The 24,857-nt window shown below is 53.6% G+C and carries 26 protein-coding genes and 1 riboswitch; of the genes, 6 read left to right on the top strand and 20 right to left on the bottom strand.

Annotated features, from left to right (window positions below; all coding sequences use genetic code 11):
• Window positions 1-93 precede the first annotated feature (93 nt).
• Window positions 94-738, top strand: coding sequence for a 5'-deoxynucleotidase (gene yfbR, locus MHH28_RS00130; protein WP_405110133.1), 645 nt, complete (start codon window positions 94-96; stop codon window positions 736-738).
• 267 nt (window positions 739-1,005) lie between these two features.
• Here yfbR and thiH read toward each other — a convergent pair whose 3' ends face one another.
• The 5 genes from thiH to MHH28_RS00105 form a co-directional block, all read right to left on the bottom strand.
• Window positions 1,006-2,127, bottom strand: a complete 1,122-nt coding sequence (thiH, locus tag MHH28_RS00125; protein WP_405110130.1) for a 2-iminoacetate synthase ThiH — start codon at window positions 2,125-2,127, stop codon at window positions 1,006-1,008.
• A 27-nt stretch (window positions 2,128-2,154) separates the two neighbouring features.
• Entirely contained in the window at window positions 2,155-2,919 is a 765-nt protein-coding gene (locus MHH28_RS00120) for a thiazole synthase (protein ID WP_405110127.1), read from the bottom strand.
• Between the two features lie 30 nt (window positions 2,920-2,949).
• The gene (gene thiS, locus MHH28_RS00115) at window positions 2,950-3,153 is read right to left on the bottom strand and encodes a sulfur carrier protein ThiS (protein WP_405110124.1); all 204 of its coding nucleotides are present in this window, start codon (window positions 3,151-3,153) and stop codon (window positions 2,950-2,952) included.
• Entirely contained in the window at window positions 3,150-3,812 is a 663-nt protein-coding gene (locus MHH28_RS00110; RefSeq protein WP_405110122.1) for a thiamine phosphate synthase, read from the bottom strand. Before MHH28_RS00110 ends, thiS begins: the two co-directional genes overlap by 4 nt.
• A 114-nt stretch (window positions 3,813-3,926) precedes the next feature.
• Window positions 3,927-4,029: riboswitch (TPP riboswitch) on the bottom strand.
• Window positions 4,030-4,177: 148 nt separating this feature from the next.
• The gene (locus MHH28_RS00105) at window positions 4,178-5,050 is read right to left on the bottom strand and encodes an SDR family oxidoreductase (RefSeq protein WP_405110119.1); all 873 of its coding nucleotides are present in this window, start codon (window positions 5,048-5,050) and stop codon (window positions 4,178-4,180) included.
• Between the two features lie 297 nt (window positions 5,051-5,347).
• Here MHH28_RS00105 and MHH28_RS00100 point away from each other — a divergent pair, with 297 nt between their 5' ends.
• A complete protein-coding gene (locus MHH28_RS00100; protein ID WP_405110116.1) occupies window positions 5,348-6,511 on the top strand; it encodes an amidohydrolase family protein in 1,164 nt (387 codons plus the stop codon).
• Window positions 6,512-6,527: 16 nt separating this feature from the next.
• The gene (locus MHH28_RS00095; protein ID WP_405110113.1) at window positions 6,528-6,803 is read left to right on the top strand and encodes a hypothetical protein; all 276 of its coding nucleotides are present in this window, start codon (window positions 6,528-6,530) and stop codon (window positions 6,801-6,803) included.
• 83 nt (window positions 6,804-6,886) lie between these two features.
• Here MHH28_RS00095 and MHH28_RS00090 read toward each other — a convergent pair whose 3' ends face one another.
• The gene (locus MHH28_RS00090) at window positions 6,887-7,975 is read right to left on the bottom strand and encodes an RNA-guided endonuclease InsQ/TnpB family protein (RefSeq protein ID WP_405110110.1); all 1,089 of its coding nucleotides are present in this window, start codon (window positions 7,973-7,975) and stop codon (window positions 6,887-6,889) included.
• Entirely contained in the window at window positions 7,947-8,345 is a 399-nt protein-coding gene (gene tnpA, locus MHH28_RS00085) for an IS200/IS605 family transposase (protein ID WP_405110107.1), read from the bottom strand. The genes MHH28_RS00090 and tnpA overlap by 29 nt, the downstream gene beginning before the upstream one ends.
• Window positions 8,346-8,480: 135 nt before the next feature.
• Between tnpA and MHH28_RS00080 the strand changes: the two genes are divergently transcribed.
• Window positions 8,481-8,801 (top strand): GNAT family N-acetyltransferase, encoded by a 321-nt coding sequence (locus tag MHH28_RS00080; RefSeq protein WP_405117370.1) that lies wholly within the window; start codon window positions 8,481-8,483, stop codon window positions 8,799-8,801.
• An 80-nt stretch (window positions 8,802-8,881) separates the two neighbouring features.
• Here MHH28_RS00080 and MHH28_RS00075 read toward each other — a convergent pair whose 3' ends face one another.
• From MHH28_RS00075 to citZ, 5 genes are all read right to left on the bottom strand, one after another.
• Window positions 8,882-10,132 (bottom strand): S-layer homology domain-containing protein, encoded by a 1,251-nt coding sequence (locus MHH28_RS00075; protein WP_405110104.1) that lies wholly within the window; start codon window positions 10,130-10,132, stop codon window positions 8,882-8,884.
• A gap of 316 nt (window positions 10,133-10,448) precedes the next feature.
• Window positions 10,449-10,874, bottom strand: coding sequence for a hypothetical protein (locus tag MHH28_RS00070; protein WP_405110101.1), 426 nt, complete (start codon window positions 10,872-10,874; stop codon window positions 10,449-10,451).
• A gap of 48 nt (window positions 10,875-10,922) precedes the next feature.
• Entirely contained in the window at window positions 10,923-11,864 is a 942-nt protein-coding gene (gene mdh, locus MHH28_RS00065; RefSeq protein ID WP_405110098.1) for a malate dehydrogenase, read from the bottom strand.
• A gap of 106 nt (window positions 11,865-11,970) precedes the next feature.
• A complete protein-coding gene (icd, locus tag MHH28_RS00060) occupies window positions 11,971-13,266 on the bottom strand; it encodes an NADP-dependent isocitrate dehydrogenase (RefSeq protein ID WP_405110095.1) in 1,296 nt (431 codons plus the stop codon).
• Between the two features lie 103 nt (window positions 13,267-13,369).
• The gene (citZ, locus tag MHH28_RS00055) at window positions 13,370-14,482 is read right to left on the bottom strand and encodes a citrate synthase (RefSeq protein WP_405110092.1); all 1,113 of its coding nucleotides are present in this window, start codon (window positions 14,480-14,482) and stop codon (window positions 13,370-13,372) included.
• Window positions 14,483-14,871: 389 nt separating this feature from the next.
• On the opposite strand from citZ, the gene ytvI reads away from it, so the two are divergent.
• Entirely contained in the window at window positions 14,872-15,987 is a 1,116-nt protein-coding gene (gene ytvI / locus MHH28_RS00050) for a sporulation integral membrane protein YtvI (protein ID WP_405117369.1), read from the top strand.
• Window positions 15,988-16,512: 525 nt separating this feature from the next.
• Here ytvI and MHH28_RS00045 read toward each other — a convergent pair.
• From MHH28_RS00045 to MHH28_RS00035, 3 genes are read right to left on the bottom strand one after another with little or no spacing between them, the layout of a single operon-like run.
• Complete coding sequence (locus MHH28_RS00045; RefSeq protein ID WP_036695825.1) at window positions 16,513-16,911, bottom strand: FxsA family protein; 399 nt, start codon at window positions 16,909-16,911, stop codon at window positions 16,513-16,515.
• A gap of 22 nt (window positions 16,912-16,933) precedes the next feature.
• The gene (locus tag MHH28_RS00040) at window positions 16,934-17,455 is read right to left on the bottom strand and encodes an acyl-CoA thioesterase (RefSeq protein ID WP_405110088.1); all 522 of its coding nucleotides are present in this window, start codon (window positions 17,453-17,455) and stop codon (window positions 16,934-16,936) included.
• Window positions 17,456-17,500: 45 nt separating this feature from the next.
• Complete coding sequence (locus MHH28_RS00035) at window positions 17,501-18,682, bottom strand: MFS transporter (RefSeq protein ID WP_405110085.1); 1,182 nt, start codon at window positions 18,680-18,682, stop codon at window positions 17,501-17,503.
• A gap of 102 nt (window positions 18,683-18,784) precedes the next feature.
• Between MHH28_RS00035 and MHH28_RS00030 the strand changes: the two genes are divergently transcribed.
• Window positions 18,785-19,528, top strand: a complete 744-nt coding sequence (locus tag MHH28_RS00030; protein ID WP_405110082.1) for a G1 family glutamic endopeptidase — start codon at window positions 18,785-18,787, stop codon at window positions 19,526-19,528.
• Between the two features lie 266 nt (window positions 19,529-19,794).
• Here MHH28_RS00030 and pyk read toward each other — a convergent pair whose 3' ends face one another.
• From pyk to MHH28_RS00005, 5 genes are all read right to left on the bottom strand, one after another.
• Window positions 19,795-21,219 carry a pyruvate kinase gene (gene pyk / locus MHH28_RS00025; protein WP_340942247.1) on the bottom strand — a complete coding sequence of 475 codons (1,425 nt, stop codon included), beginning with the start codon at window positions 21,217-21,219 and terminating at the stop codon, window positions 19,795-19,797.
• A gap of 365 nt (window positions 21,220-21,584) precedes the next feature.
• Window positions 21,585-22,586 carry an acetyl-CoA carboxylase carboxyltransferase subunit alpha gene (locus MHH28_RS00020; RefSeq protein WP_405110078.1) on the bottom strand — a complete coding sequence of 334 codons (1,002 nt, stop codon included), beginning with the start codon at window positions 22,584-22,586 and terminating at the stop codon, window positions 21,585-21,587.
• 1 nt (window position 22,587) lies between these two features.
• Window positions 22,588-23,481: an acetyl-CoA carboxylase, carboxyltransferase subunit beta gene (gene accD, locus MHH28_RS00015; protein ID WP_405110075.1), complete on the bottom strand. Its 894-nt coding sequence runs from the start codon at window positions 23,479-23,481 to the stop codon at window positions 22,588-22,590.
• Window positions 23,482-23,565: 84 nt separating this feature from the next.
• Complete coding sequence (locus tag MHH28_RS00010; RefSeq protein WP_036700684.1) at window positions 23,566-23,754, bottom strand: hypothetical protein; 189 nt, start codon at window positions 23,752-23,754, stop codon at window positions 23,566-23,568.
• Window positions 23,755-23,901: 147 nt separating this feature from the next.
• The gene (locus MHH28_RS00005; RefSeq protein ID WP_405110071.1) at window positions 23,902-24,402 is read right to left on the bottom strand and encodes a phosphatidylglycerophosphatase A; all 501 of its coding nucleotides are present in this window, start codon (window positions 24,400-24,402) and stop codon (window positions 23,902-23,904) included.
• Window positions 24,403-24,857: the final 455 nt, after the last annotated feature.

Raw genomic sequence — 24,857 nt, 5'->3', positions numbered from 1 at the left:
CTCCTCTCCATCTGGTTCAAGCAGCCCTAACTCTGGTACAATTAGTTACTATAATAGCACATTAAGCTGCTCATGAAAGGGGTTACTTCAAAATTGAACTACCATTTCTCCGCCTATCTCTACCGGCTGCAATATATCCAGCGCTGGAGCCTCATGCGCAGCACCGCCCCGGAGAACGTGGCGCAGCATTCGTTCCATGTCGCCCTGCTGGCGCACATGCTGTGCACCATCGGCAATGCCCATTTCGGCCGGACGCTGAACGCCGACCGCGCATCCACGATGGCGCTGTTCCACGACGCCACCGAGGTCTTCACCGGCGACATCGCTACGCCGGTGAAGCATAACAACTCGCGTCTGCTGTCGAACTTCCGCGAGATGGAGCAGGTGGCCGCCGACCGGCTGGCGGCCATGATCCCGCCGGAGCTGAGCGCAGTCTATGCGCCGCTCCTGCAGCCGCAGACCAGCCCGCCCGGCTCCGAGGATGCCGGACTGCTCCGTTACGTCAAGGCAGCGGATGTATTGGACGCATATCTGAAATGCGTCTGGGAGGTCGCCGCAGGCAACCGCGAATTCGCCGCCGCCCGGGAGCAGACCGCAGCCAGGCTGCATGCGCTGGAGATGCCTGAGATGGAGTATTTCCTTGCCCACATGGCTCCGGGCTTCGAAATGTCGCTGGACGAGCTCTCTTCCAGTATGAGTCAATCACAGTCTGGTGGACAGCCTGAACCCCTGGAGTGAATAGAATACAGTATGCGGGATAGCATTTGCAGACACCCTAACGCGTGAATCATGCGGACGCCTATGCCGCTCTTAAACGGCAGCCGATTTTTCCATCCGCCTGCTTTCTGGCCGCGTCCGGTGTCAGCTATGAGGAGTGTACATTCGGCCCGCACGCTTCGCGCGCAAACAACCCGCCTCACGGCGGGTTATATGCGTCTGGTCAGTCTGCTCAATCCGCTCAATGTGTTCAGTCTGCCCAGATTACATAAATCAGACTCTCGTTATCTAAGTCAAGCCAACCGGCTCCGACAAGATATCCCAATCCTTGAATACCGGCTGCAGCCCCTTCGTTTCAAGCATCTCAACAATCTCGTTCACGCTGCGGTTGTCCGAGATCTCGAACTGCGGGGTGCCCCCTTCCATTGAATGTCCGCCCACCTCGGTGGATACCCCGGCGGACATCTTCGTGATGCCGAGCTGGACCAGATGATCGCGCAGAGCGGCAGGCTCGCGTGTGGACAGTGAGATGCCGGAGCGCGGCAGGAACAGGCGGTAGGCCAGGATGATCTGCACCAGCGCCCGGTCGGTTACGTCGCTTGCCGGATTGAATTCGCCTAAGTAAGGCCGGAAGCGGGGAATGGACAACCCGATCTCGCACTCGGGGTATTTGTCCTGCAAATACCTCGCATGCAGCGCAGTGGCCAGCGCCTCCTGCCGCCATTCGTACATGCCGAGCAGGGCCCCAATATTTACCGAACGGAAGCCGGCTTGACAGCCCCGCTCGGGAGCATCCAGACGGTTGCGATAGACGCGTTTGGGGCCTTTTACATGCAGCGCGCGGTAAGTCTCCTGGTGGTAGACCTCCTGGTAGAGCGTCAGGCCATCTACGCCCGCTTCCCTGAGCTCCGCATATTCCGCTGTCGAGAGCGGGTTCACCTCAATACTGACGGACGAGAAAAATCCGCGCAGCACCTTCACGCAGTCCCTCACATAAGCAGCCGGGCTGTCATTGCGGGATTCTCCGGTCAGAATCAGTATGTGGCGCAGGCCCGTGGCTGCGATGGTCTCCGCTTCGCGGGCGACCTCGTCCAGGGTCAGTTTTTTGCGCGGAAAATCATAAATTGAACTGAAGCTGCAATACGTGCAGTGATTCACGCAGTAATCTGCCAGATACATCGGTGTGAACAGCTGCATCACATGGCCAAAATGCGCGCGCGTCAACCTGTGTGCCTTCTGCGCCATCTGCTCCAGATAAGGCTCCGCTGCCGGTGACAATAGCGCCATCAGCCCTTCTTCATCGACCCGCTCTGCACGAAGCGCGCGCTTCACATCCTCTGCCGTATAGCGGCTCCACAATGTTGTGTAAGGAAGCTGCTCCAGCCGGGTCACCGTTTCATAAAAGCTCATCATCGTTCCTCCCTCTTATTTCAGCAGTCAGGACAGAAATCCGGTCAACGGTGAAGAGGCTGCTGCCATCTCCTCCACAGGTCCCAGTCCGGCCAGATAAGCCTTGCGCCCTGCGGATACCGCTTCACGGAAGGCTTCTGCCATCAGCAGCGGATCTGAGGCGGTTGCAATCGCTGTGTTCAGCAGAACCGCAGCAGCGCCCATCTCCATCGCCTCAGCCGCTTCGGACGGCCTGCCGATTCCGGCATCCACGATCACCGGCAGATCCGTCTCGGAGATCAGAATGCGGATCAGCTCCTTGGTCTGCAATCCGCGGTTGGAGCCGATTGGCGCTCCCAGCGGCATAACGGCCGCTGCCCCCGCAGCCTTCAGCCGGAGGGCCGCCGACAGATCGGGACTCATGTACGGAAGCACCACGAAGCCCTCCGCCGCCAAGATTTCTGTCGCCCGGATCGTCTCAATATTATCCGGCAGCAAATATTTCTGGTCGTTAATGACCTCAATCTTCACCCAGTTGCCCAGCCCCGCCGACCTCGCCAGCCGGGCAATCCGTACCGCCTCCTCTGCGGTGCGCGCACCGGAGGTATTGGGCAGCAAGGTCATATGGGAAGGAATATGGCTGACAATATTGTCTTTGCTCTCCGGGTCAACCCGGCGCAGCGCAACGGTAATGACCTGTGAACCTGAGCGCGCAATGACCTCGGGAATGAGGGTGTTGCGGCTGTATTTTCCTGTGCCGATGAATAGTCTGCTGGTTAGAGTCACTCCGCCAATCATCAATGGATCTTGCATGTTAACGCCTCCTGGGATAAGTGTTCGTGTTTAGCCTCCGCCTACAAAATGAACCAGCTCAATCCGGTCCCCTTCATTCAGTAACGTATCGCCATAAACCTCTCTTCCGGCAAGCTCGCCGTTCAGCTCAACAATCACCAGCTTCCCGGCCCACTCGGGCCGGGCCAGCAGATCCGCCAGCGTCCGGCAGCTCTCTTCCACCCTCTGGCGGGTCCCGTTAACGGTCACATTCATGCCTGTTCACCTCCTTCGCCCAGTGCCGGGGACACAGTCCGGGCTTCCGCACACGCCGCAGCCCGTTCAACCGCAGCTCTGTACGCATTAGCCGCAGCCACAGGGTCCGGGGCACCACAGATCCCGGACATGACGGCAATGCCGTCCGCCCCTGCGGCCAGCACCGCTCCGGTATTGTCCGGAGTAATCCCTCCAAGTGCAATCAGCGGTACGCAGCTCCGGCGGACGGCCTCCGCCAGCTGCTCCAGTCCGCGTGCCTGCTGCCCCGGTTTGCAGGCAGTCGGGAACACATGCCCGTACAGGCAGAAGTCCGCTCCCTGCCGCCCGGCCTCTGCCGCTTCCTCCGGGGAATGAACCGACCTGCCCAGCCGCAAGGCCGGTGCAAGGTTGCGTACTGCGGCTGGCCCAAGGCTGTGCCAGGCTAACTGTGCACCGCCTGCTCCGGAGGCCAGCGCGACATCGATCCGGTCATTAATGACCAGCTTCGCCGGAGGAACCCCTGCTGCGAGTATCTGCTCCGCAGCCGCCAGTAGCTCCCGGGCGGACATTTTCTTTTCCCGGAGATGAATATAGTCCACGTTGGGATGTACCGCCACGGCCCATTCGGCCAGCGCTTCAGGCTGCATCCGCCCGTCCGAGATCACGTGAATCTCTTGCAATGCCCTCACCTCCTACTCCCCCATCACCTTCAACACAAAAAAGACCGCCTCCCATAAAGGAAGCAGTCTCCGAACACAAGCAGGAATCCCGGACTAGCCGTATGCCCCCGCTGCAATATTCGTTCTCCACTTCCCTACGCTGGTATCAACCAGATCAGGTTCAAAGGGTCCGGACCATTACGCCCGTCTCAGCCTTGCGGCACCCCTAGTGATCGTTCTATGCGATTGTTTCATCTTGCTTGTTGTATATTAGCATATTATTCCTGTCAGGGCTATACCTATCTCGTCGCACAAAAGCCAGCCTTCCGGCTGGCTTCTCCACATTTGCTAAGCAAATGGTGTAATTAGTATGGTTACGCTGCTTTTTATCCGTTGACAACCTCGCCGCCGTTCACATGCATCACCTGTCCGCTCACATAGGAGGAATCGTCCGAAGCCAGGTATACATAAGCAGGAGCCAGCTCTTCCGGCTGTCCCGGACGCTTCATCGGCTGGGTGCCGCCGAACTCACTGACCTTCTTCGCGTCAAAGGTTGACGGGATCAGCGGAGTCCAGATCGGTCCGGGCGCCACCGCATTCACGCGGATGCCCTTATCGGCCAGATTCATCGACAGCGAACGGGTGAAGCTGAGAATCGCTCCCTTGGTGGATGAATAGTCCAGCAGCTGCGGACTGCCGCGATACGCCGTGATGGAGGTCGTGTTGATGATGGTGGAGCCTTTTTTCAGATGGGGCATGGCTGCCTTGGTCAGATAGAACATGGAGAAAATATTCGTCCGGAACGTACGCTCCAGCTGCTCAGCCGTAATGTCCTCAATATTGTCCTGCGGATGCTGCTCCGCCGCATTATTGATCAGGATATCGAGCTTGCCGAGTCCTTCCACGGTTTTATGAATCAAATCCTGACAGAAGGCCTCGTCCCCGATATCCCCGGCGATCAGAATACACTTGCGGCCCTCCTGCTCCACCTGGCGTTTGGTTTCTTCCGCATCCTCATGCTCGTTCAGATAGGAGATTACGACATCCGCGCCCTCCTTGGCAAAATGAACGGCAACCGCACGCCCGATCCCGCTGTCTCCTCCGGTAATGAGCGCTGCCTTGTCCAGCAGCTTGCCTGCTGCCTTATAGGCCGGTGTCTCAAATTCCGGGAGCGGGTTCATCTCACTCTCTATTCCGGGCTGTTGATCCTGTACCTGCGGAGGTAAAGTTTTGACGGATTGCTTGCTTGTATCTGGCATAATCCATTCTCCTTTCGCAATTCCATGTAATGTTGAATTCATCATGTTAGCATGGCTTAAGGTCGGGTGTTTATGCATCTTGCTCGCTTGTCACAATCACTTTACGTTATGTTACTTACCACACTTGGCGGCTGCCAAAACACCCAATCTTCATTTACCGGCACCTATAGCGGAACGATAGTACGGTAAGCAACGAACGTTTCCAAAATGAATATTATCTATATCTGCTAAGGGGAATGTCCTATACTTTGTGAGGAAAGACATTACAACTACCTTAACTGAGGGGACGCTTCTATCATGAGAAATGAGCGCATCTTGCTGACGAATGGAACTGTAATCGATGGAACCGGACGGCCGCCGCTGCATCATACAAGCATTGAGATTGTTAATGGCCGCTTCGGTACCATTACACAGCATAGTGACATTAACGGGAGAACCGGGCCTGACTCCGCAACTACAGTGATCGACCTAGAGGGTCTGTTCATTTTGCCGGGGTTTATTCACACCCATGCCCATACCAGCTTCAAGTACATACAGAATGAGCCGCTTAACGGATATCATACGGAATATTTGGCTGCGTGCCTTACAGAAGGAATTACTACGATCCGCGATGAGGGGATGACTACGGCAGCATCGATTGACGATGTAGTCACTCAGACGCAGCAGCTGGAGGGCGGTGCTTTTCCCAGAGTTCTTACGTCCGGTAAAGTATTCACGGCTCCAGGCGGTTACGGTGGTCAGGAGCCTATCGGGGTAGAGAGTACAGAAGAGGCTCGGCTTAAGGTCCGTGAAGTCTTGGGACAAGGAATACATTTCATCAAAACAGCGCTGGAAGACGGCTACGATCCCGCAACCGCCGGACTGCCGCAGCTGAATCAGGAGATTCTCGAAGCGATCTGCCGGGAGGCCCGGAGCATGGGCACTTACGTATCTGCTCATGTTACAAGTGCGCGCAATCTTCAGATTCTGGTGGATGCTGGGATCAGCGATGCTGCGCATATGATTTACGACCAGCTGGACGATCAACTGATCCGGCAAATGGTGAGCGAGAGCATCCGCATCGTCCCCACACTCACCATACTTCAGTTGTTTCAGGACAAATTCGGAGCGCCGCTACTGGAGCAAGGGCTGGATAATGTCCGGAGATTTATTCAGGCGGGCGGAGAGATTGGCCTGGGGGATGATTTTATCGAAGAAGCTCCTCCGTGGTACCGGGCCGGTATGCCGTGGAAGGAAATCCAGTTGTTAGGCCAGGCCGGCCTCTCCCCGATGCAGATTATTGTGGCCGCCACTTCATCTGGTGCCAAGATCTGTAAGTTAGATCATGAACTCGGTACCATTGAGACAGGCAAGAGGGCAGATCTGTTAGTCGTCGGGGGAGATCCGCTGGCGGATATTAACAACCTGCGTCAGGTCAGCTGGGTAATGAAAGACGGCAAGATCGTATCGAAATTACACTAGCAGGAGGTTTTGCAAAATGAACGCAAGAATCACCCTATCTCCGGTCACCCCGGACGATATCGATTTCATTTCAGAGCTGGAAATGAGCGCTTCGCTCTGGCCTTTCGAGGATATGATTCCAGCCGACAAGGAGGCGGTCCGGAAGACGGTGGCGGAACGAATCCATAGCGACTGGCACAAACAATTCGTGATCCGGCTCTCCTCCCCGGAGGCAACCCCTGTAGGGGAAGTGCATATACACTGGTATTTGAACCTCCACACCCTTAAAAGGGTGGGATTCTTAGCTAGTTAGCGGGCGCATACGTTTCCGCTTTGCCCTACTGCTAAGTTAAGGGCGAGTTCATTCGCCCATCCTAGATCAGAGCTTATAGCTATCTAGGCTGACAGACTGTTACCATCTGCCAAAGGTTGACGCATGATGTTGATGGCACCGACCCGATCCCGATGTGCTGTATAACCACAGTCGCATCGATAGGTTCGATCCTTTGCTTTGTTCCGCCCTCCACAAGAGGGACAGGTTTGCGAGGTGTATGCCGGATTCACTTCAACCACTTGGATTCCAGCGAGTGTCGCCTTATATCCGATGAACATTTGCAACTGATAGAAAGACCATTGATGCAGATGTTTAGCGTTTTTACGACTTGTTCTTGTCGTCTTCCGAATATCCGTCAGTTTCTCCAGCTTGATGACTGACACCTTTTCTTGAATCGCCATATTCACGATCTGGCGGCTGATTTTGTGATTCTGATCTTTCATAAAACGACGTTCCTTGTCGTTCTGCTTACGGATTGCGGATAGCTTTTTAAGCTTTCCTAATTTGCGGCGATAGGTACTGTACTTACGGCGAACAAATTTGTTTTTACGTCCATTTCCGCAAAATGTTGTTTTGCCACTAGAAGTCACGACAACAGCAGGAACTTTCAAGCCTAAATCAATCCCCATCACTTCATGACCATCGGGTGGCTCAGTGGGGCGTTCGGTTGAAATTTGAACAAACCATTTCGCTGATTTTTGAACCACGCGCAGAAGTCCAAGCTTCCCATTCGAAAGCATGTCTCGCTCCCTATCCGAAAAAAGCGCAGGAACCATAAGACGTTGTACTTTTCCATCCAGGATCACGGGGAAAGAAATATGGTTGCCCCGAATCGTATAATTTTGATTGTTCACGTAGTACACACTCTTTTGGAGAATAGGACGCTTCTTCGTTTTTTTGAACCGCTGAAATAGGCTTTTGGCGTCTCGGATTACTTGATTCTTTACGGCAGAGGGTAGATTGGCACGAACGGTTTTTGAAGTTAGCTTAGGAAACGTTCCAGACCTTTCGGCTTGCTCCGTTAAATCGTTGACGGTTCGAATGTATTCATTACCCATATCCACCAGTACAGACGGATGGGTTGGAAAAATGCGGATTTGAATCGTTACGGTTTGCAGGGTTTCACCCCCTTGTTTTTTGTTCTTCAACATATCGTTGGATCGTTTCGCTTGAAACGTTCCCTGCCGTACTGACAAAGTAGGAACGAGTCCAGAGGGATTGCAAGTGGTTCAAGTGCTTAAATTGTTCACGGAGGCGCCGGGAAGTGATTCCTTTCAGTTTCGCCATCAGTTCTGCAGGAGAATCGGTTGGCCGTGCGTTTAGAACAATATGCACATGATCAGGCATGACTTCCAATGCGAGTAGCTGCCAATCCTGATCGGCACATATCTTTATAACGATTTGCTTAAACTGAATCTCCACTTGATCGACTAGCACTTTACGTCTGTATCTAGGGCAAAAAACAAAATGATAGTTAATTAAGGATACGGTTGTTTTGGTATTTCGGTAGGATTGTCTCATACCTAGATTGTATCAATAAAATAATTTAACTGCTACAAAAACATGCGCTCATTTAAAACATTTTTGACAACATAAGGATATTCCTTAAACAAAGACGATTCATCCCATCCCTAAAGGAGTGGGCTTTCTCGACTAATTTCTGTAAAAGAGCGAGAGAGCTGGGAGCTTGGCTACAGTCTTTTCCCTGAATACCGGGGGCAAGGCTACTGCACCGAAGCAGCGCAGCTGGCCTTGATGCTTGCTTTTGAAGAATGGAAGGCCCACAGAGTCGTGGCTATGTGCAATGAATATAACACCTCCTCCATCAAGGTGCTGGATAGGCTAGGGATGATCCGCGAAGGCGTATTCCGGGAAGAAATACACTGGAACAACCAGTGGGTCAACCAATACTTTTATGCGATACTGGACCGGGAGTACCTGGGGAGTACCGGAATAGAGGCCGGGGAACGATGCTGATACCTTATGCCGCTGGAGGCTGGTTCTAAACCCAAATAAAAGACCGCTCTCCTTGGGATCGCGGCCTTCCTTCCAGAACTTTATTCATCTTCTTTTACAAGTGCATCCTGAACCTTACCCGCCCCTGTAACCTTCGTTGAGCTATTTAGAATAGCCTGCGTAACCGTTGTCCCTTCATCCAGCTCCAGCTTAACTCCTGAGGTAGAGGCCGCAGTCTTAAACGTACGTATGGAGCCTTTTTGCAGGTGGAGGATGGGTCCTTCCGCTTCAATGTTCACGTCTCTGAAATTGCCATTAAGCGTCACTACGAGCCCGGCTGCAAGGCCGGATGGCAGATCAACATCGGTGAACCCGTCTCCGGCACCCTCCCCCTCCTCCAGAATCACGCTGGACTGTACCGACACCGCCTTCACCAACGTCAAGCCTTGGGTTACCAGGCGGACAGTTCCACTCTTGCTCTGCACATTCACTTGATTCAGCGTTGTGTTCTTGAGCTGCACGGACGGATCTCCACTGCCCTGTATGATGACCTTGCCTAGTACTTCAACACTGTCCAAGGTTACCACTCCGCTGCCCATACCTTCGTCTAGGATCAGGTCTCCGAAAATCTTCAGATTCTGCAGCAGCACATCATAGCCGGATACGGTAACATTGTTATAATATTTGATGGCTCCCGGTTCAAAGCTTCCGAGGCCCTCGGAACTGCTGATAGTTACACTCTGCAAGCCGCCACTTGTGACGTTGTTGTAATCCAGCAGGGCAATCGCTTCGGCCCGGGTCATCGCCTGTTCTGGAGCAAACCGCCCGTCCGGGTACCCCTTCATTCTTCCGGCATTGATCATTGCAGCGACATCGGCTTGGCTCCAGCCTGCAATCTGATCCTTATCGCTGAACCGGGATAATACCTCCGTGCCCCCCGTCTCATAATAGAGCAATCTGCTCACCATAATCGCCGCCTCCTGGCGCATAACGGGATCGCCCGGACGAATCGTGCCTCCGTAACCCTTGATGATACCCGCATCGAGCGCTTTGGAGATTTCTTCGTAGGCCCAGCCCGTCTTAGGCAGATCGCTGAAATCGGCCTTCACCTTGCTCTCCGCCGTCAGCCCGGCAAACTTGTTGATTAACGCGATAAATTCCGCTCTAGTGATCGCCTGATCCGGCCGGACTGTCCCGTCCGCGAATCCCTTCAGCCATCCCTTTTCCAGCCAGCGGCTAATCTGCTTCTGCGCCCAGTGTCCTTCATAATCGGCTGCCGCATTCATAACCCCGGCTGAACCCAGCAGCAAGCCCAGACTTAGCCCCACCATTACTAATTTTCTTCCTATCATTACTGCGCTCACTCCAATGTATGTATGTGATGCCAAATGAACCAAGCACCTATTTACAGTGTAGCGGAATCCACGGCCGTTGGGAACAATCTCCAACAATGCGCATCCAGACATACGAAATAGCCCTGGAGGCCGAGGCTTCCAGAGCTGTTAGTTAAGATGCACCACAGCAATTAACAAAAAGCAAAACCGCAAGGAGCGGTTTTAAATAGGAAATCCAAACACTACAGCGGCCGGAAGTCCAAAGTTCACCGCAACGACGACCATGCTCCCAATTCAAATCTTAAATGCGTCTGATATAAATCCTTGCTTCCATTTAAATAATCGAGTTGTACACCATGAAAAAGATCATGATAACCAGCGAAAGCATCAGCAGCAGGCTCATCGTACGGATCTTAGCCGTCTCCGCAGAGACATCGCGGTTCTCTCTCATGCCTGCCGCAGCAAGGCGCAGGGGCTTGGTCATAATTCCGCCGAACGCGAACATGGCCAGCAGCAGTACAGTCACGATGATCATCCAGGGCACGGAATACTCGCCTTTAGTCATCATGTAGCCGCCAGTCAGTAATTGGATTACCAGCCCGTATTGGGCAAACCGGTTGAATCCGCCGATAGCACTCAAGGTGCCTTCCTTCGCCGGGGAGGACAGCTTCGCCGTCCCGCTTAGAATGAACGGCAGCACGAGATAGAAGCCTAGTGCCAGTGTCCCGATCATATGCAGAAAAAAGAAAATGTGACCCATCGTAATCTCCTCCTATTCGAATGTGTACAAGCTTCGTTGCATTTGCCGTTACAGGGTTACAGAAGCAGTCACCGCGCGGACCGAATCGGCCGAATGATCGAGCGCAGCCTTTTCTTCCGCCGTAAGCTCCAGTTCAAAGATCCGCTCAATGCCCTCCGCACCCAGAAGCGCAGGAATACCCAGGAACAGGTTCTCATAGCCGTATTCACCCTCAAGCAAAGCGATCACCGGTATGATCCGCTTCTTGTCCTTCAGAATCGCCTCCGTCATCTGAACCAGCGAGGCTGCCGGGGCATAATACGCGCTGCCGTTCCCCAACAGGCTGACAATTTCGCCCCCGCCGACCCGGGTCCGCTGCACAATCTCCGCGATACGCTCTGCCGGGATCAGTGTGTCGATCGGAATACCGCCTACGCTGGAATAACGTACTAACGGCACCATATCATCCCCATGGCCGCCCAGCACGAATCCGCGGACATCCTCTACCGATACATTAAGCTCCTGGGCGATGAAGGTACAGTAGCGGGCCGTATCCAGGACACCGGATTGTCCGATTACGCGGTTCTTGGGGAAGCCGAGCGCATGATAGGCCACATACGTCATGACATCCACCGGATTGCTCAGAATGATTACAATCGACTCTGGAGCCACCCGCTTCACATTCTCGCAGACCGATCGGATGATTCCCGCATTGGTGTTGACCAGATCATCCCGGCTCATGCCGGGCTTGCGTGCAACCCCAGCCGTAATAATCACAATGTCAGAATCCGCGGCATCCTCATAGCTGGAGGTTCCGGTAATCTGGGCATCGAATTTCTGCACGGGTCCCGCTTCGAGCATATCGAGCGCCTTGCCCTTGGCCTGCTTCTCAAGCTGGGGAATGTCGAGCAGCACCACATTGCCAAGCTCCTTCTGGGCAAGCATAAGCGCTGTGGTCGCACCGGTGAACCCGGCACCTACGACAGTGATTTTTGAACGTTTGATAGCCACGGTAGCCCTCCCTTCCAAGCAGGATGTTGATCTGCAGACCGCCTGACGCAAGTATAAGCTACACGGATGTGCAGCTTATACTTGTCATACTAACCGGCAGGCTTGCTTACAGATGGTTGATGATCTCGTCAGCGAAGGCAGAGCATTTCAGCTCAGTCGCGCCTTCCATCTGGCGGGCAAAGTCGTAAGTAACCGTCTTATTGTTAATCGCCGTACTCATTCCCTTGTAGATCAGGTCAGCCGCTTCCTGCCAGCCCAGATGCTCAAGCAGCATAACGCCGGAGAGAATGACAGAGCCCGGATTCACTACATCCTTGTCTGCATATTTCGGTGCCGTACCGTGAGTAGCTTCAAAAATAGCATGTCCCGTAATATAGTTAATGTTCGCTCCCGGAGCAATACCGATACCGCCGATCTGGGCAGCCAGTGCGTCGGAGAGATAGTCACCGTTCAGGTTCAGTGTCGCAATGACATCGAAGTCTGTCGGGCGTGTCAATACCTGCTGCAGCGCAATGTCCGCAATGGCATCCTTCACGATGACTTTGCCTGCTGCTTCGGCCTCCTTCTGGGCAGCGTTCGCAGCCGCTTCGCCGTCACGTTCCTTGATGACATCATACTGGTTCCAGGTGAAGACCTTGTCGCCGAACTCCTGTTCAGCCACTTCGTAGCCCCAGTTCTTAAATGCGCCTTCCGTGAATTTCATGATGTTGCCTTTGTGTACCAGGGTCACGCTCTTGCGTCCGTGCTTGATCGCATACTCCACTGCAGAACGAACGAGGCGCTTGGAGCCTTCTTCGGAGACAGGTTTGATGCCGATACCGGATGTTTCCGGGAAGCGGATCTTGTTCACGCCCATTTCCTTCTGCAGGAATTCGATCACTTTCTTCACTTCAGCGGAGCCTTCCTGATATTCAATACCGGCATAGATATCCTCCGTGTTCTCACGGAAAATTACCATATCGACCAGCTCAGGATGCTTCACCGGGGAAGGAACGCCATCGAAGTAGCGCACCGGGCGCAGACATACGTACAGGTCAAGCTCCTGGCGCAGCGCCACATTCAGGGAGCGGATACCTCCTCCGATTGGAGTGGTCAGCGGGCCTTTGATCGCAACGATGTACTCACGGATCGCTTCCAGCGTGTCGTTCGGCAGCCATTCACCATATGTATTGAAGGCCTTCTCGCCGGCAAACACTTCATACCACGCAATTTGTTTCTTACCGCCATATGCTTTCTCTACAGCTGCATCCAGCACCCGCTTGGAGGCTTTCCAAATGTCACGGCCTGTCCCGTCACCCTCGATGAATGGAATGATTGGCTGATCCGGAACCAGCAGCTTGCCGTCTTCGATTGTAATTTGTTCGCCTTCTGTGGGCAGATCGTATTGTTCCAGTTTCAACATTTGTAGATATTCCTCCTAAAAGTATGATGTACAAGCATTCATATTATTCATTGTACTAAAGGGGTAGAGCAGCCCGCAAGGGCCGCCCTGCCTGCCGCCTGCTTTATCGTTCGTCCACAGGGACGTACTTCATGTCGGACATGCCTGTATATTCCGCGCGCGGGCGGATAATACGGTTGTCTTCATACTGCTCCAGAATATGGGCCGTCCAGCCGGAAGTCCGGCTGATCGCGAAGATAGGGGTGAACAGCTCGCGCTCAATCCCCAGCTGTGTATAGACCGAAGCCGAATAGAAATCCACGTTCGGTTTCAGCCCCTTTTGGCTGGTGATCAGCTCTTCCACCTTGACTGACATGTCATAGAGACTAGTGTCATTCTTCATCGTGCCCAGCTCGCTGGACATCTTCATCAGGTGCTTGGCGCGAGGATCGCCGTTCTTGTATACCCGGTGTCCGAAGCCCATAATCTTCTCGCGGCGCTCCAGCTTGCCCAGGATATACGGCTCCACCGCGTCCAGGCTGCCGATCTCCTCCAGCATCTTCATTACGGCTTCATTCGCCCCGCCATGCAGCGGTCCCTTAAGCGCACCGATTGCCGAGGTCACACCGGAATAGATATCGGACAAGGTCGCAACCGTTACCCGTCCTGCAAAAGTCGAAGCGTTCAGCTCATGGTCGGCATGCAGCACAAGCGCCGTATCCAGCGCCTTAACCGATACCGCATCCGGCTCTTTTCCCCACAGCATGTAGAGGAAGTTCTCGGCGATGGTCAGGCCCTCTTTGGGCGCTACCGGCTCCAGTCCTTTGCGGATGCGTGCCAGTGCGGCAACTACAGTCGGAATCTGCGCCTGCAGCTTCAGCGCCTTGGTCTGGTTCGCTTCCTTGCTCATATCATCGGCCGATTCATCGTAGAGTGCCAGACTGGATACGGCTGAACGCAAAGCGGCCATGGTGTTGGCTTCCTTGGGGTACAGCTTCATTTGGGCGAGGACCTGCTCCGGGATCGCAGCATGGGCGCTGAGATCGCGCCGCAGAGCTTCAAGCTCCGGCACTGTCGGCAGACTGCCGAACCAGAGCAAATAAGCGGTCTCCTCAAATGTGGCATGATCCGCAAGATCGTCAATATCATAACCGCGGTAAGTGAGCACTCCATCTACGATAGAGCTGATCGAGGAGGTCGTTGCAACAATGCCTTCAAGTCCTTTGGTAGCTGTCATAGTATCTCTCTCCTTTGCCAACAAGAGTGTATAGTGCCGCTTCAAACCTCATGTAACCATTTACATTTCTAAGTATTTCAACTCTCTGAAAAAAAGCTTCAGGACCGGCTCAGAAGATTGCAACTATATTTCTGCTCTTTAACCTTTAATTATCATACCGGATTTTGTCGGTTATGTGAACAACATGGAAGCTTTGCAGGGCATCAAATGATTTTATCGGAGGGATAGAAAAAAACGAATACAAAAACTGTTTCATGAATACTTTTCCAGGTTATGGATATGCCCGCCACCTGCCCTTTTCTATCGCCGCTAGTCTTTTCACACCCCCTATGAATATATATAAGACGAGCCGTTATTCCTGAAGTCCGCCAGAGTGGGAGGGAACCAAAATAGATACACTTGTGCTGAAAAGAATGCTGCGCGGCCTCTGGGTCGTGCTTGCCGCCGCCCTGATTCTGCTGGCTGTATATGTACTGCTGCCGCTCCTGTACCCTCTGCTGGTCGCATGGCTGCTGGCTTACTTCATGCATCCGCTGGTCCTGGTTCTTAAGGGAATGAAGCTCCCCGGCTGGCTCGCCGTATCCCTCTCGCTGCTGTTCTACATCGGAGGCACCGCTCTTGTCCTGACCGCCCTCATTACACGGCTGGTGAAGGAGCTGATCGGGCTGCTCCAGACCTTCGATCTCCATACCGGCCAGTGGCGGGAGCTGCTGCTGTCTCTAAGCCGTAATGCCAGCATTCAGAATATTATTAACCAAATCAACCAGTTTTACCACGACAACCCGGGCTATCACGCCACCATTGACAGCAATATCAACCGGACCACCGAGACCGTCGGCCATGCCGTGACACAGATGATTACCGGGTTCTTCAATATCATCCTGAGACTGATCTCCTCGCTGCCGAGCCTTGGTACCATTCTGATTGTAATTGTGCTGGCCGCCTTCTTCCTCAGCACCGGCTGGGAACGGCATAACGCCAGGCTGACTGCGCTGCTTCCTGCGCCGCTGCTAAGACCGGTGTCGGAGATCTGGAAGGATCTGCGCAAGGCGCTGTTCGGCTATATCCGCGCCCAGCTGGTGCTGATCTCCGTAACTGCGGTGATTGTGATTATCGGCCTGCTGCTGCTAGGCGTAAGCTCAGCCTTCGCCATAGGCCTGACCATCGGCATCGTCGATCTGATCCCTTATCTGGGCGTCGGCATCGTCATTCTGCCGTGGGCCTTATATTCCTACATGACCGGGAACATGGGGCTGGCCATCGGGCTGCTGGTACTTTACGGTGTCATCCTGATCACCCGCCAGGTGCTGGAGCCCAAGGTACTCGCCAGCAGTATCGGCGTCGATCCGCTCGCCATGCTGATCGGCATGTTCGCCGGTCTCCAGCTGCTGGGCATGCTTGGCCTGATCCTCGGCCCTGTGCTGCTCGTTATTCTCGACGCGTTCGCCCGCGCCGGTGTGTTCCGCGCCCTGCGCAGCTACATTCTCAGCGGCAGGCTGCATTAGGGGCTTTTGAAAACTAACGGTGGCCCGTCGCGCTCTGCTAATTGCCTCTGCCATCCTCGGTACGAAACTAGTTGAGCGTAGTGAACCATTAGCGATAAGTGTAGTCTGTGCAACTAAAAACAGCGAAACGGAAGGCTTTCCTCTTCTAACTGTAGCTTGTACAACTAAATTTGCCCAAATGGGCGAAAATCCAGATATAGAGGCATTTTAATTGCACGAAATACAGCTAAACAGAGATTCGGCGGCACATCCGGCGATTTAGTTGTACAGACTGCAATTAAGCCACTCCATTGCCTTAATCGGGGCGCGGCAATCCCTCAGCAAGCGGTTAGTCAAAGTAACTCTCACACTCATATAACTGATGGTCTATCCCGACCACTCCCTAACGCCAAAAAGGCCTCCAGCCGCAGCACCCTGCAACTGAACACCTTTTGACACACCAGATTACTCCATAGTATTCCTAAGTAACCTTACTACTCCTTATTACCGCCAGCAACCGCCCGCCTGCCCTACCTCACTCCCCACTTACCTGCGGTAGAAGGTGAAGGTGCCGTTTTTCATCTTCTTCTCGATCCATTTCAGCAGAAAAACCCGGTAAAGCGGCCGGGTCAGCGGAAATACCAGAGTAAAGCCGATCAGATCCGTAACAAATCCCGGCAGAATCAGCAGCAGACCGCCGAAGAAAATACATAAGCCGTCCAGCATGGTCCGCCCGGGCACCCGTCCCTCCTGCATATGAGTTCTGCTGTCCTGCAGCACTTTCTTGCCTTCGAACCGCATCATTAGCAAACCGATGACTGAAGTAGCCAGCATGATCAGCAGTGTCTTGGGCGCTCCAAGAAAACTTGAGACATAGATGAAACCGAATAATTCCACAGCCGGGACTGCAAACAGTGCAGCCCACAGCCATTTGTTCCTGATCATACTGCTCCTCCTTCTTCTTCCGTTAACACTGTTCTTCTTCCTTCAGTGCAGCCACGATAGCGTGGAATAGCTCAGGCTGTGCCCGGTCGATCCGCACCGGCTTCCATTCCCCGTTCAGCCAGACATGACTCGTCGAGCCGCTGACCAGAAGCTCGCCGGGGAGAGCTCCGCCATCGGCCGGATGCACTTTAACGGTCCCGGACCCTTCGCCTTCACTACCCGCCGCCATCCGGCGGATTTCATATTCATAGACAACCCTCAGAGCCGAGAAGGTTGTTAACCGCGCATACACGGTAACAAGATCATCATATCGCGCGGGGCTTTTGAATTGCAAATCTGCGGAGGTTACCGGCAGCAGCAGACCGAGGCCCTCCAGTCTCCGGTAGTCGAAGCCCAGCTCACGGAACATCTCCGTCCGGCCGCACTCAAACCAGATCAAATAGTTGGCATGATAAACTACGCCCATCTGGTCGGTTTCCTGATAACGTACGCGCAGGGAGGTACTGTGCCAGCGGCTGGTCCATCCCGGTTGATGCGGATTCATAGTCATGCTCCTTTCTAAAATACAGCCTATACGGCCAGCAGCCCGCTAAGCGCCGACACCGCCGGATGCAGACGCAAGCGGCAGCTTGCGGCGCGAGCTCCGGGCGACATAGAACAGCAGGGCCGCCCCCGCTCCCGCGCTAAGCATACAGGAGAGGTTCATCAGTCCGACCCCGCCCTGATTCAGCAGCATCCCGTTCAGCAAATTGCCCAGAATGCCGGCTAACCCGGAGAATACGATGTTAAATACACTTTGCCCGGTCGCCTGCATCTCCGCAGAAGTAATCTTCGATACATATTCCACCGCTGCGATATAAAAGAACCCGAAGGACAGGCCGTGAAGCACCTGCACGCCAATCATGACCGAAGGATACGGGAAAACCACCTGAATCCCCCAGCGCAGCACATAGATCGTTGCGCCAAGCAGCAGTGTCCGCTCCATCCCCAGTCTGCGGATTACTTTGGAGGCGAAGAACATGGACGGAACATTGGTGATCGACGCCAGAAACAGGGCGATCCCGGCAGTGCCGGTCGATCCTCCGACAGACTGGAAGGCGATGACAAAATAGGTGCCGAACGCAGTCATCGTCTGGTTGACCAGGAAACTGCCGCCCAGGAAGGCCAGGAAGATGCGGTTGCCAAGCAGTTTTTTCACGCCCTGGGAGAAGGACTGGCTCATCATGCGGTTCTCCTCCGCCTGCTTCGGCAGAGTCAGGGCAATGACCACCGCCACGCAGTTCAGCAGCAGAAACGGCAGCCAGATAGTAGATACGGAGAACCGGGAGACATACTGCCCCCCCGCAATGGCCCCTACAGCAGCGCCTATGCTCATCATCATCCGGATGCTCCCGTAAGTGGAGCCAGCTCTGTTCGCAGCCACAATGGCGTAAGAGTCGGCTATAGGAGCCTGTGTGGAGGAGAAGATCGTAGACACGGTGTACACCAGCATCAGCACGATGAAATATTCTGAACGGTACAGGACCGCAAGCACCGCCGGAACCGCGACGCTCAGAATAAGCACCAGCCGCGCCTGGTTGTACCGGTCGGAGACCACTCCCCATAAAGGCTGGACACAGATGGCGATCAGCGTACCCGTCGCCATGAGCAAGCCGATCTGGCTGACCTCAAGTCCGTTCGATTTCAGCAGCAGCGAGAGGTAGGAGCCGAAGGAGCCCCCGGCCAGTCCCAGAAACAGATAGAACCCGCGCAGCTTTGATATTTTTTCCATGGGGATTACAAGTCCTCTCTCATTCTTTTTAACAGAATACCCAACCTTCATAGCCGCCTGCTGCATTAAATAGAGCACAACCTATTATAAGGCGGTGGACAAGTGGGCAAAGTCAATAGATTAACACGGAGCAAACCCTGTCTGAAGGATAAACTCAATACGGGCAGAGCCACCCATTCCGGCTTCGGCTGGACTTCCAGCAACTGGAGCGGTTATGCCATCTCCGGCAAAAAAGGCAGCTACCGGCGGATATTCGCCGACTGGATCGTCCCTTATGTAAAGCCTACGGTAAAAGCTACGTTCTCCTCGGCCTGGATCGGCATTGACGGTTTCAAGAACAGCAGTCTGATTCAGACCGGAACCGGCCATGAATCGGTAAACGGGAAGGTCCGCTATTATGCCTGGTGGGAAATTCTACCTGATTCTGAGACCGTTATTCCCTTGCCGGTATCGCCCGGTGACCACATGCGGGCTTCCATCGTCAAGCTCAGTCCCGGCAAATGGTGCATCACCCTGCGTAACCTCAGCAAGTGCTGGGTCTTCCGCACCGTACAGCGCTATAACGGGCCGGAAAGCTCCGCCGAATGGATTGTAGAGGCTCCGCAGATCGGCTTCGATATCGCACCGCTGGCCAAAATCTCTCCGGTATGCTTCACTTGCTGCCGGGTCAACGGACGCAGCCCCGGACTTAAAGCCTCCGACGGCGGCATTATGATCCAGGATAATGTCCTGCTGGCCCTGCCTTCAGCACCGCGCTCCTGCGGAGAAGCCTTCACGGTCAGACGGATCTATCCCACAAGCAAGACCCCGGCAAAATCCAAAAAAACGCTCGCCAAAAAAGCCTGACCCTCCGCTGCCCGCAAAAACGCTCAGTCCACTATATATAATAGCAGCATTTACATCAACCCGCAGTAATCCCCATAGTCCAAAATATCCCCGAAAACCTGTAAAATAACCCCACAAAGTGGGGTTTTAGCGCAGATGATGACTCAGGTACTTTGCGGGGACCCCAAAACATATAAATTCTTATCTATAAATAAAAGAGCAGCGGCATCAGGCACCACTGCTCTTATTCATCTATTCAATTCGTGCTGCAGAATCTCTTCCACACCCTAGTCGGCTGGAATCGTGTCTACCTTCACCAGGTTGGTGGAGCCGGAACGGCCAAGCGGGATACCTGCAGTGATCACTACAAGATCGCCGGCTTTGACCAGACCCGAAGCTTTACCGCCGTTAAGAGCTGTTTCCAGCAGTTCGTCAGTAGAATGAGCTTCCGGACCGAATACAGGAGTTACGCCCCATACCAGCGCCAGTTGACGCATCGTTCTTTCCTGAGTGGTGACAGCAATGATCTGTGATTTAGGACGATATTTGGAAACCACGCGTGCCGTGTGGCCGGTTACTGTCGAAGAAATAATGGCCTTGGCATTCAGGTCCAGAGCGGAGATCGCTACGGATTGGCTGATCGCTTCGGTTACAGTAGTTTCTTGGGCAATCTGCTGCTTCATGAAGATCTCACGATGGTTCAGGGCAGATTCAGCTTTCTCAGCAATACGGGACATAGTCAGTACGGATTCTACCGGATATTTCCCGGCAGCAGTCTCACCGGACAGCATAATTGCATCGGTTCCGTCGAAGATTGCGTTCGCTACGTCACTTGCTTCAGCGCGGGTCGGGCGCGGGTTGCGCTGCATGGAATCCAGCATTTGGGTAGCTGTGATTACCGGTTTGCCGGCAATGTTACATTTCTGGATCATCAGCTTCTGTGCCAAAGGTACATCTTCAGCAGGGATTTCTACACCAAGGTCACCACGGGCAACCATGAGGCCGTCGGATACTGCCAGGATCTCATCCAGGTTATCGACACCTTCCTGGTTCTCGATTTTGGAGATGATCTGGATGTGGGAAGCATCATGCTTCGCAAGCAGTTCACGAATTTCCTGAACGTCGCTGGCTTTGCGTACGAAAGAAGCGGCAATAAAATCAATGTCCTGACCGATCCCAAAAATGATATCATTGGTATCTTTTTCCGTAATGCCCGGCAGGGAGATGGAAACTCCTGGTACGTTTACACCCTTCTTGCTCTTGATCGTACCGCCGTTAACAATACGGGTCTTGATTTCGGTGCCTTGAATGTCGACAACAGTAAGGCCGATCAGGCCGTCGTCGATCAGGATGGTCGATCCTACTTGAACATCGTTAGGCAGGTTGTTGTAAGTGATGGAGATACGGTTGTGGTCGCCAAGGATCTCTTCCGTAGTCAGTGTCAGATACTCATCCTGAACCAGTTCAATCGGTTCTACTTCCAGCTTGCCTGTACGAATCTCAGGTCCTTTGGTGTCGAGCAGGATGGCAACGGTCTTGCCAAGTTCCTTGGATGCTTGACGGATCGTGTTGATCCGGGCTCCATGCTCATCAAAATCACCGTGGGAGAAGTTCAGACGGGCCACATTCATACCAGCCAAAATCAATTTTTTGATATTCTCCAACGATTCACTTGCAGGTCCGATCGTACATACAATTTTACTTTTCCGCATTAGGTTTTCCTCCGTTTTTTCGTTCTCTCTGTCTCGCGTTTTCCAACTACAAAATCTACTATAAGGCTTGCTCTCTGTATAGGAACTTTATCACATGTAAAGACATGCACGATTTATTGCGCCCTTATGAATATTACTGCATGTTGAAGACAAAATCAATGTTAGTGCCTATTTTTGCTGTAATTTAAAGTCGAATAATATAGGATTACCGTCAACAGAAAAATCATCCTGCAAGAAGCGCAGGATGATTATAATGGGAATAATTGTATACCCGGCCTTGTCCCGTTCACGGGCAGAAATAAGCGGGGGTATGTTAAAAAGTGCAAACCGGCGCTGACGCCCGTCCTCAGGCGGGCATCTCCCGCCTAGTCCACAATTTGCGCTTCTTCCTGCTCGGAATCCTGCTCCAGGACCGACTCGGAAAACTCACCGATCTTGCGGAATTTCAGGTACCGGTCTTCCTTAAGCGCTGCCGCATCCATGCCGGACAGCTCCTCCAGGTGACGCCAGACCGTGTCCTTCACCGCCTCGGCCGTCGCTTCGTAATCCCGGTGAGCACCGCCACGGGGCTCCGCAATAATCTCCTCGATTACTTCCATCTCCAGCAGATCGTTGGCCGTAATCTTCATGGCCTCCGCCGCCTGCTCCGCCTTGGTCGCATCCTTCCACAGAATCGATGCCGCACCGTTAGGGGAGATCGCCGAATAGATCGCATTCTCCAGCATCAGTACGCGGTTGCCTACCGCCATCGCCAACGCTCCGCCGCTGCCACCCTCGCCGATAATCACGCAGATGACCGGCACGGCCAGCTGGGACATCTCGAACAAATTGCGGGCAATCGCTTCCGATTGTCCGCGTTCCTCAGCGGTATTGCCGGGGTAAGCGCCTTTGGTGTCCACAAAGGTAATGATCGGGCGGCCGAACTTCTCCGCCTGCTTCATCAGCCGCAGGGACTTACGGAACCCTTCCGGGTGGGCGCTGCCGAAGAAGCGCAGAATATTCTCTTTCGTATCCTTGCCGCGCTGCTGGCCGATCACGGTCACAGGGCGGCCATTGAGCTTGGCAATTCCGCCGACTACAGCAAGATCATCGCCATACAGGCGGTCGCCATGCAACTCGATGAAATCCGTGAAGATAAGCCCGATCAGGTCCAGCGAGGTCGGGCGTACGTGATGACGGGCCAGATGCATCTTCTGGGCCGGGGATATATTGGAATAGATCTCATTCTCCAGCTCGCTGTAGCGTTCCTCAAGCCGGGCTACCTCATCGCTGAAATCTATCCCTTTCTCTTCGCCGAACTGCTTGAGTTCAGCGATTTTTTTGCGCATTTCTACCAGAGGCATTTCAAAAGGCATCTCTCCTGCCAACCTAAAATCCCCCTTTCACATCATGCAGCTCCAGCAGCTTGGTGAGTGTGGAGCGCATTTCCTTACGGTGCACGACCATATCGAGCTGTCCGTGCTGCAGATTGAATTCTGCCGTCTGGAAATCCTCGGGCAGCTTCTGGCGGATCGTCTGCTCAATGACAATCCGTCCGGCAAATCCGAATACCGCTCCCGGCTCGGCAATAATAATGTCGCCCAGGCTGGCAAAGCTCGCCGATACCCCGCCGGTGGTCGGATCAGTAACGATGGAAATATACAGTCCGCCCGTTTCGCTGAACCGGGCCAGCGCTGCACTTGTCTTCGCCATCTGCATCAGACTGAGAATGCTCTCCTGCATTCTGGCCCCGCCAGAGGTGGAGAAGATAAGCATCGGGAGTCCCCGCTCTGTCGCTTCTTCAACCGCTCTCGTAATCTTCTCGCCGACCACGGACCCCATGCTGCCGGTGAAGAACTCGAAGTTCATCACGGCCACAATTACCGGATGTCCGCCAATGCTGCCCTGGCCGGTGATTACGGCTTCAACCTGTCCGGTTTTGGACTGCTGCTGCGCAAGCTTCGAGGCATAGCCGGGGAACTTCAGCGGATCAATCGATGCCATCTCGCTGTCGAACTCAATGAATCCTTCCGGGTCAAGCGTCATCGCAATCCGTTCCGCTGCATTCAGGCGCATATGGTAGCCGCAGGACGGGCATATTTTCAAATTCTTCTCCAGTTCCTTGCTGTACTGGATCGTTCCGCATTTGGGACACTTGCTCATGAGGCCTTCGGGAATCTCCCGCTTAGGGCGCTCGCCTTCCGCCGGTCCGCCGCTTCGCTCCAGACGCTCTGAAGGAATAGTCGCGTACTTCCGTTTTTTCTGAAATAAATCTTTGAACAAGGGTCGCACCTCTTCAGCCGTTTATTTGCGTAATTAGCAGCTTGCCGCTGTCATGAATGCTCTTGAATCTCTACGATGTACTCTTCAGGGATGCAGAATCAGATTCAGGACCTCCTGCACTTCTTCAAGCTCTCCCGAAGGAACCAGAATCTCAAACTGCTGCTTGGACATATTAATGGGACGGCATTTAATCAGAAATCCTTCTTCCGTAAGCTTCCTCTGGATCATCTCCGCCACTTTGGCGGTCGGCGCTATATAGATTACCGTCCACATGCCCTGCAAGGCCTCCCTAATCTCGAATCCAGCCGTATCCTGAATATATTGAAATTATGATAACACAGTTTTCTTTTTTCCCGCAAGCAAGCCTGGCAGGAAGGACTCAGGCCCGGGAGGCCGGTCGCAGCGGTTCAGGAGCAGCCGTTATTCGGTCCCGGTTACATGGGGATAGACCTTCGCACCCTCATGCCGGTGGGCGATCCGGGCTGATGCGGCAGCCGCGATTCCGGCCACCAGATCATCCAGAAATACGTGAATGCTCCCCTTATCATCATTCAATTTGCCGATAATTCCAAGCTTTATTTTGTCCAGGTAGCCGAAGCTGGTCAGACCGATCATTCCATATACGCTGGTGATGCCCAGGGCCAGAGTCTCGTCCGCCCCGTAGAGCGATTCATCGGCTTCCATCACCGCCTGAAACGGCTGGGGCAGCAGCTTCTTCTCGGCCAGTTCATCCAGCGCAATCCCCGTCATTAGCGTATACTGGACCTCTCTTTTGTTCAGTACCGACTTGACGCTGTTCAGGCATTCGTCCTGCGTTAAGCTCGGATAATAGACCGATTGCAGGGTATAGACGATCTCCGCGACCGCACTCAGCGAGACTCCCCGGCGCTCCAGCAGTTCCTCCGCCATTTGATAGGACATGATGTCATTCCCCTTCCGCACGGGACAATGGCCCGCTATGATTTGGCTGAACTTGAGAGTGAAGCCTGACAGATTCATAAGTTCACTCTATTGGTTCCCTAATGTATGCGGAAGAGGGGGCAAATGTGCTAAAAAGATCAGTGTATCTATGGCGCGATTATGGTGCAACGGGTATGCTCAAGTGCATTCTGTACAACTAAATCGCCTGATTAACTGCCGACCATCCATTTAGCTGCAATTGATACAGTTAAACTGCCTCTATATGCCGGTTTTCACCTATTCGGGCAAATTTAGTTGTACAGACTACAGTTAGGAGAGGAAAGTCGTTCTTTTCACGGTTTTAATTGCACATAATACACCTATGTGAATGTTCACTTCGAACAAGCTCCTAGTAGCGCATCAGATTAAAAATAGCGGGTCAGCTAATCCAACCCATAAGTTAATTCTGACGCTGC

The sequence above is a fragment of the Paenibacillus sp. FSL K6-1217 genome, assembly GCF_045040735.1.
GTDB lineage: Bacteria > Bacillota > Bacilli > Paenibacillales > Paenibacillaceae > Paenibacillus_AQ.
This window is presented reverse-complemented; position numbering and strand designations above follow the sequence as displayed.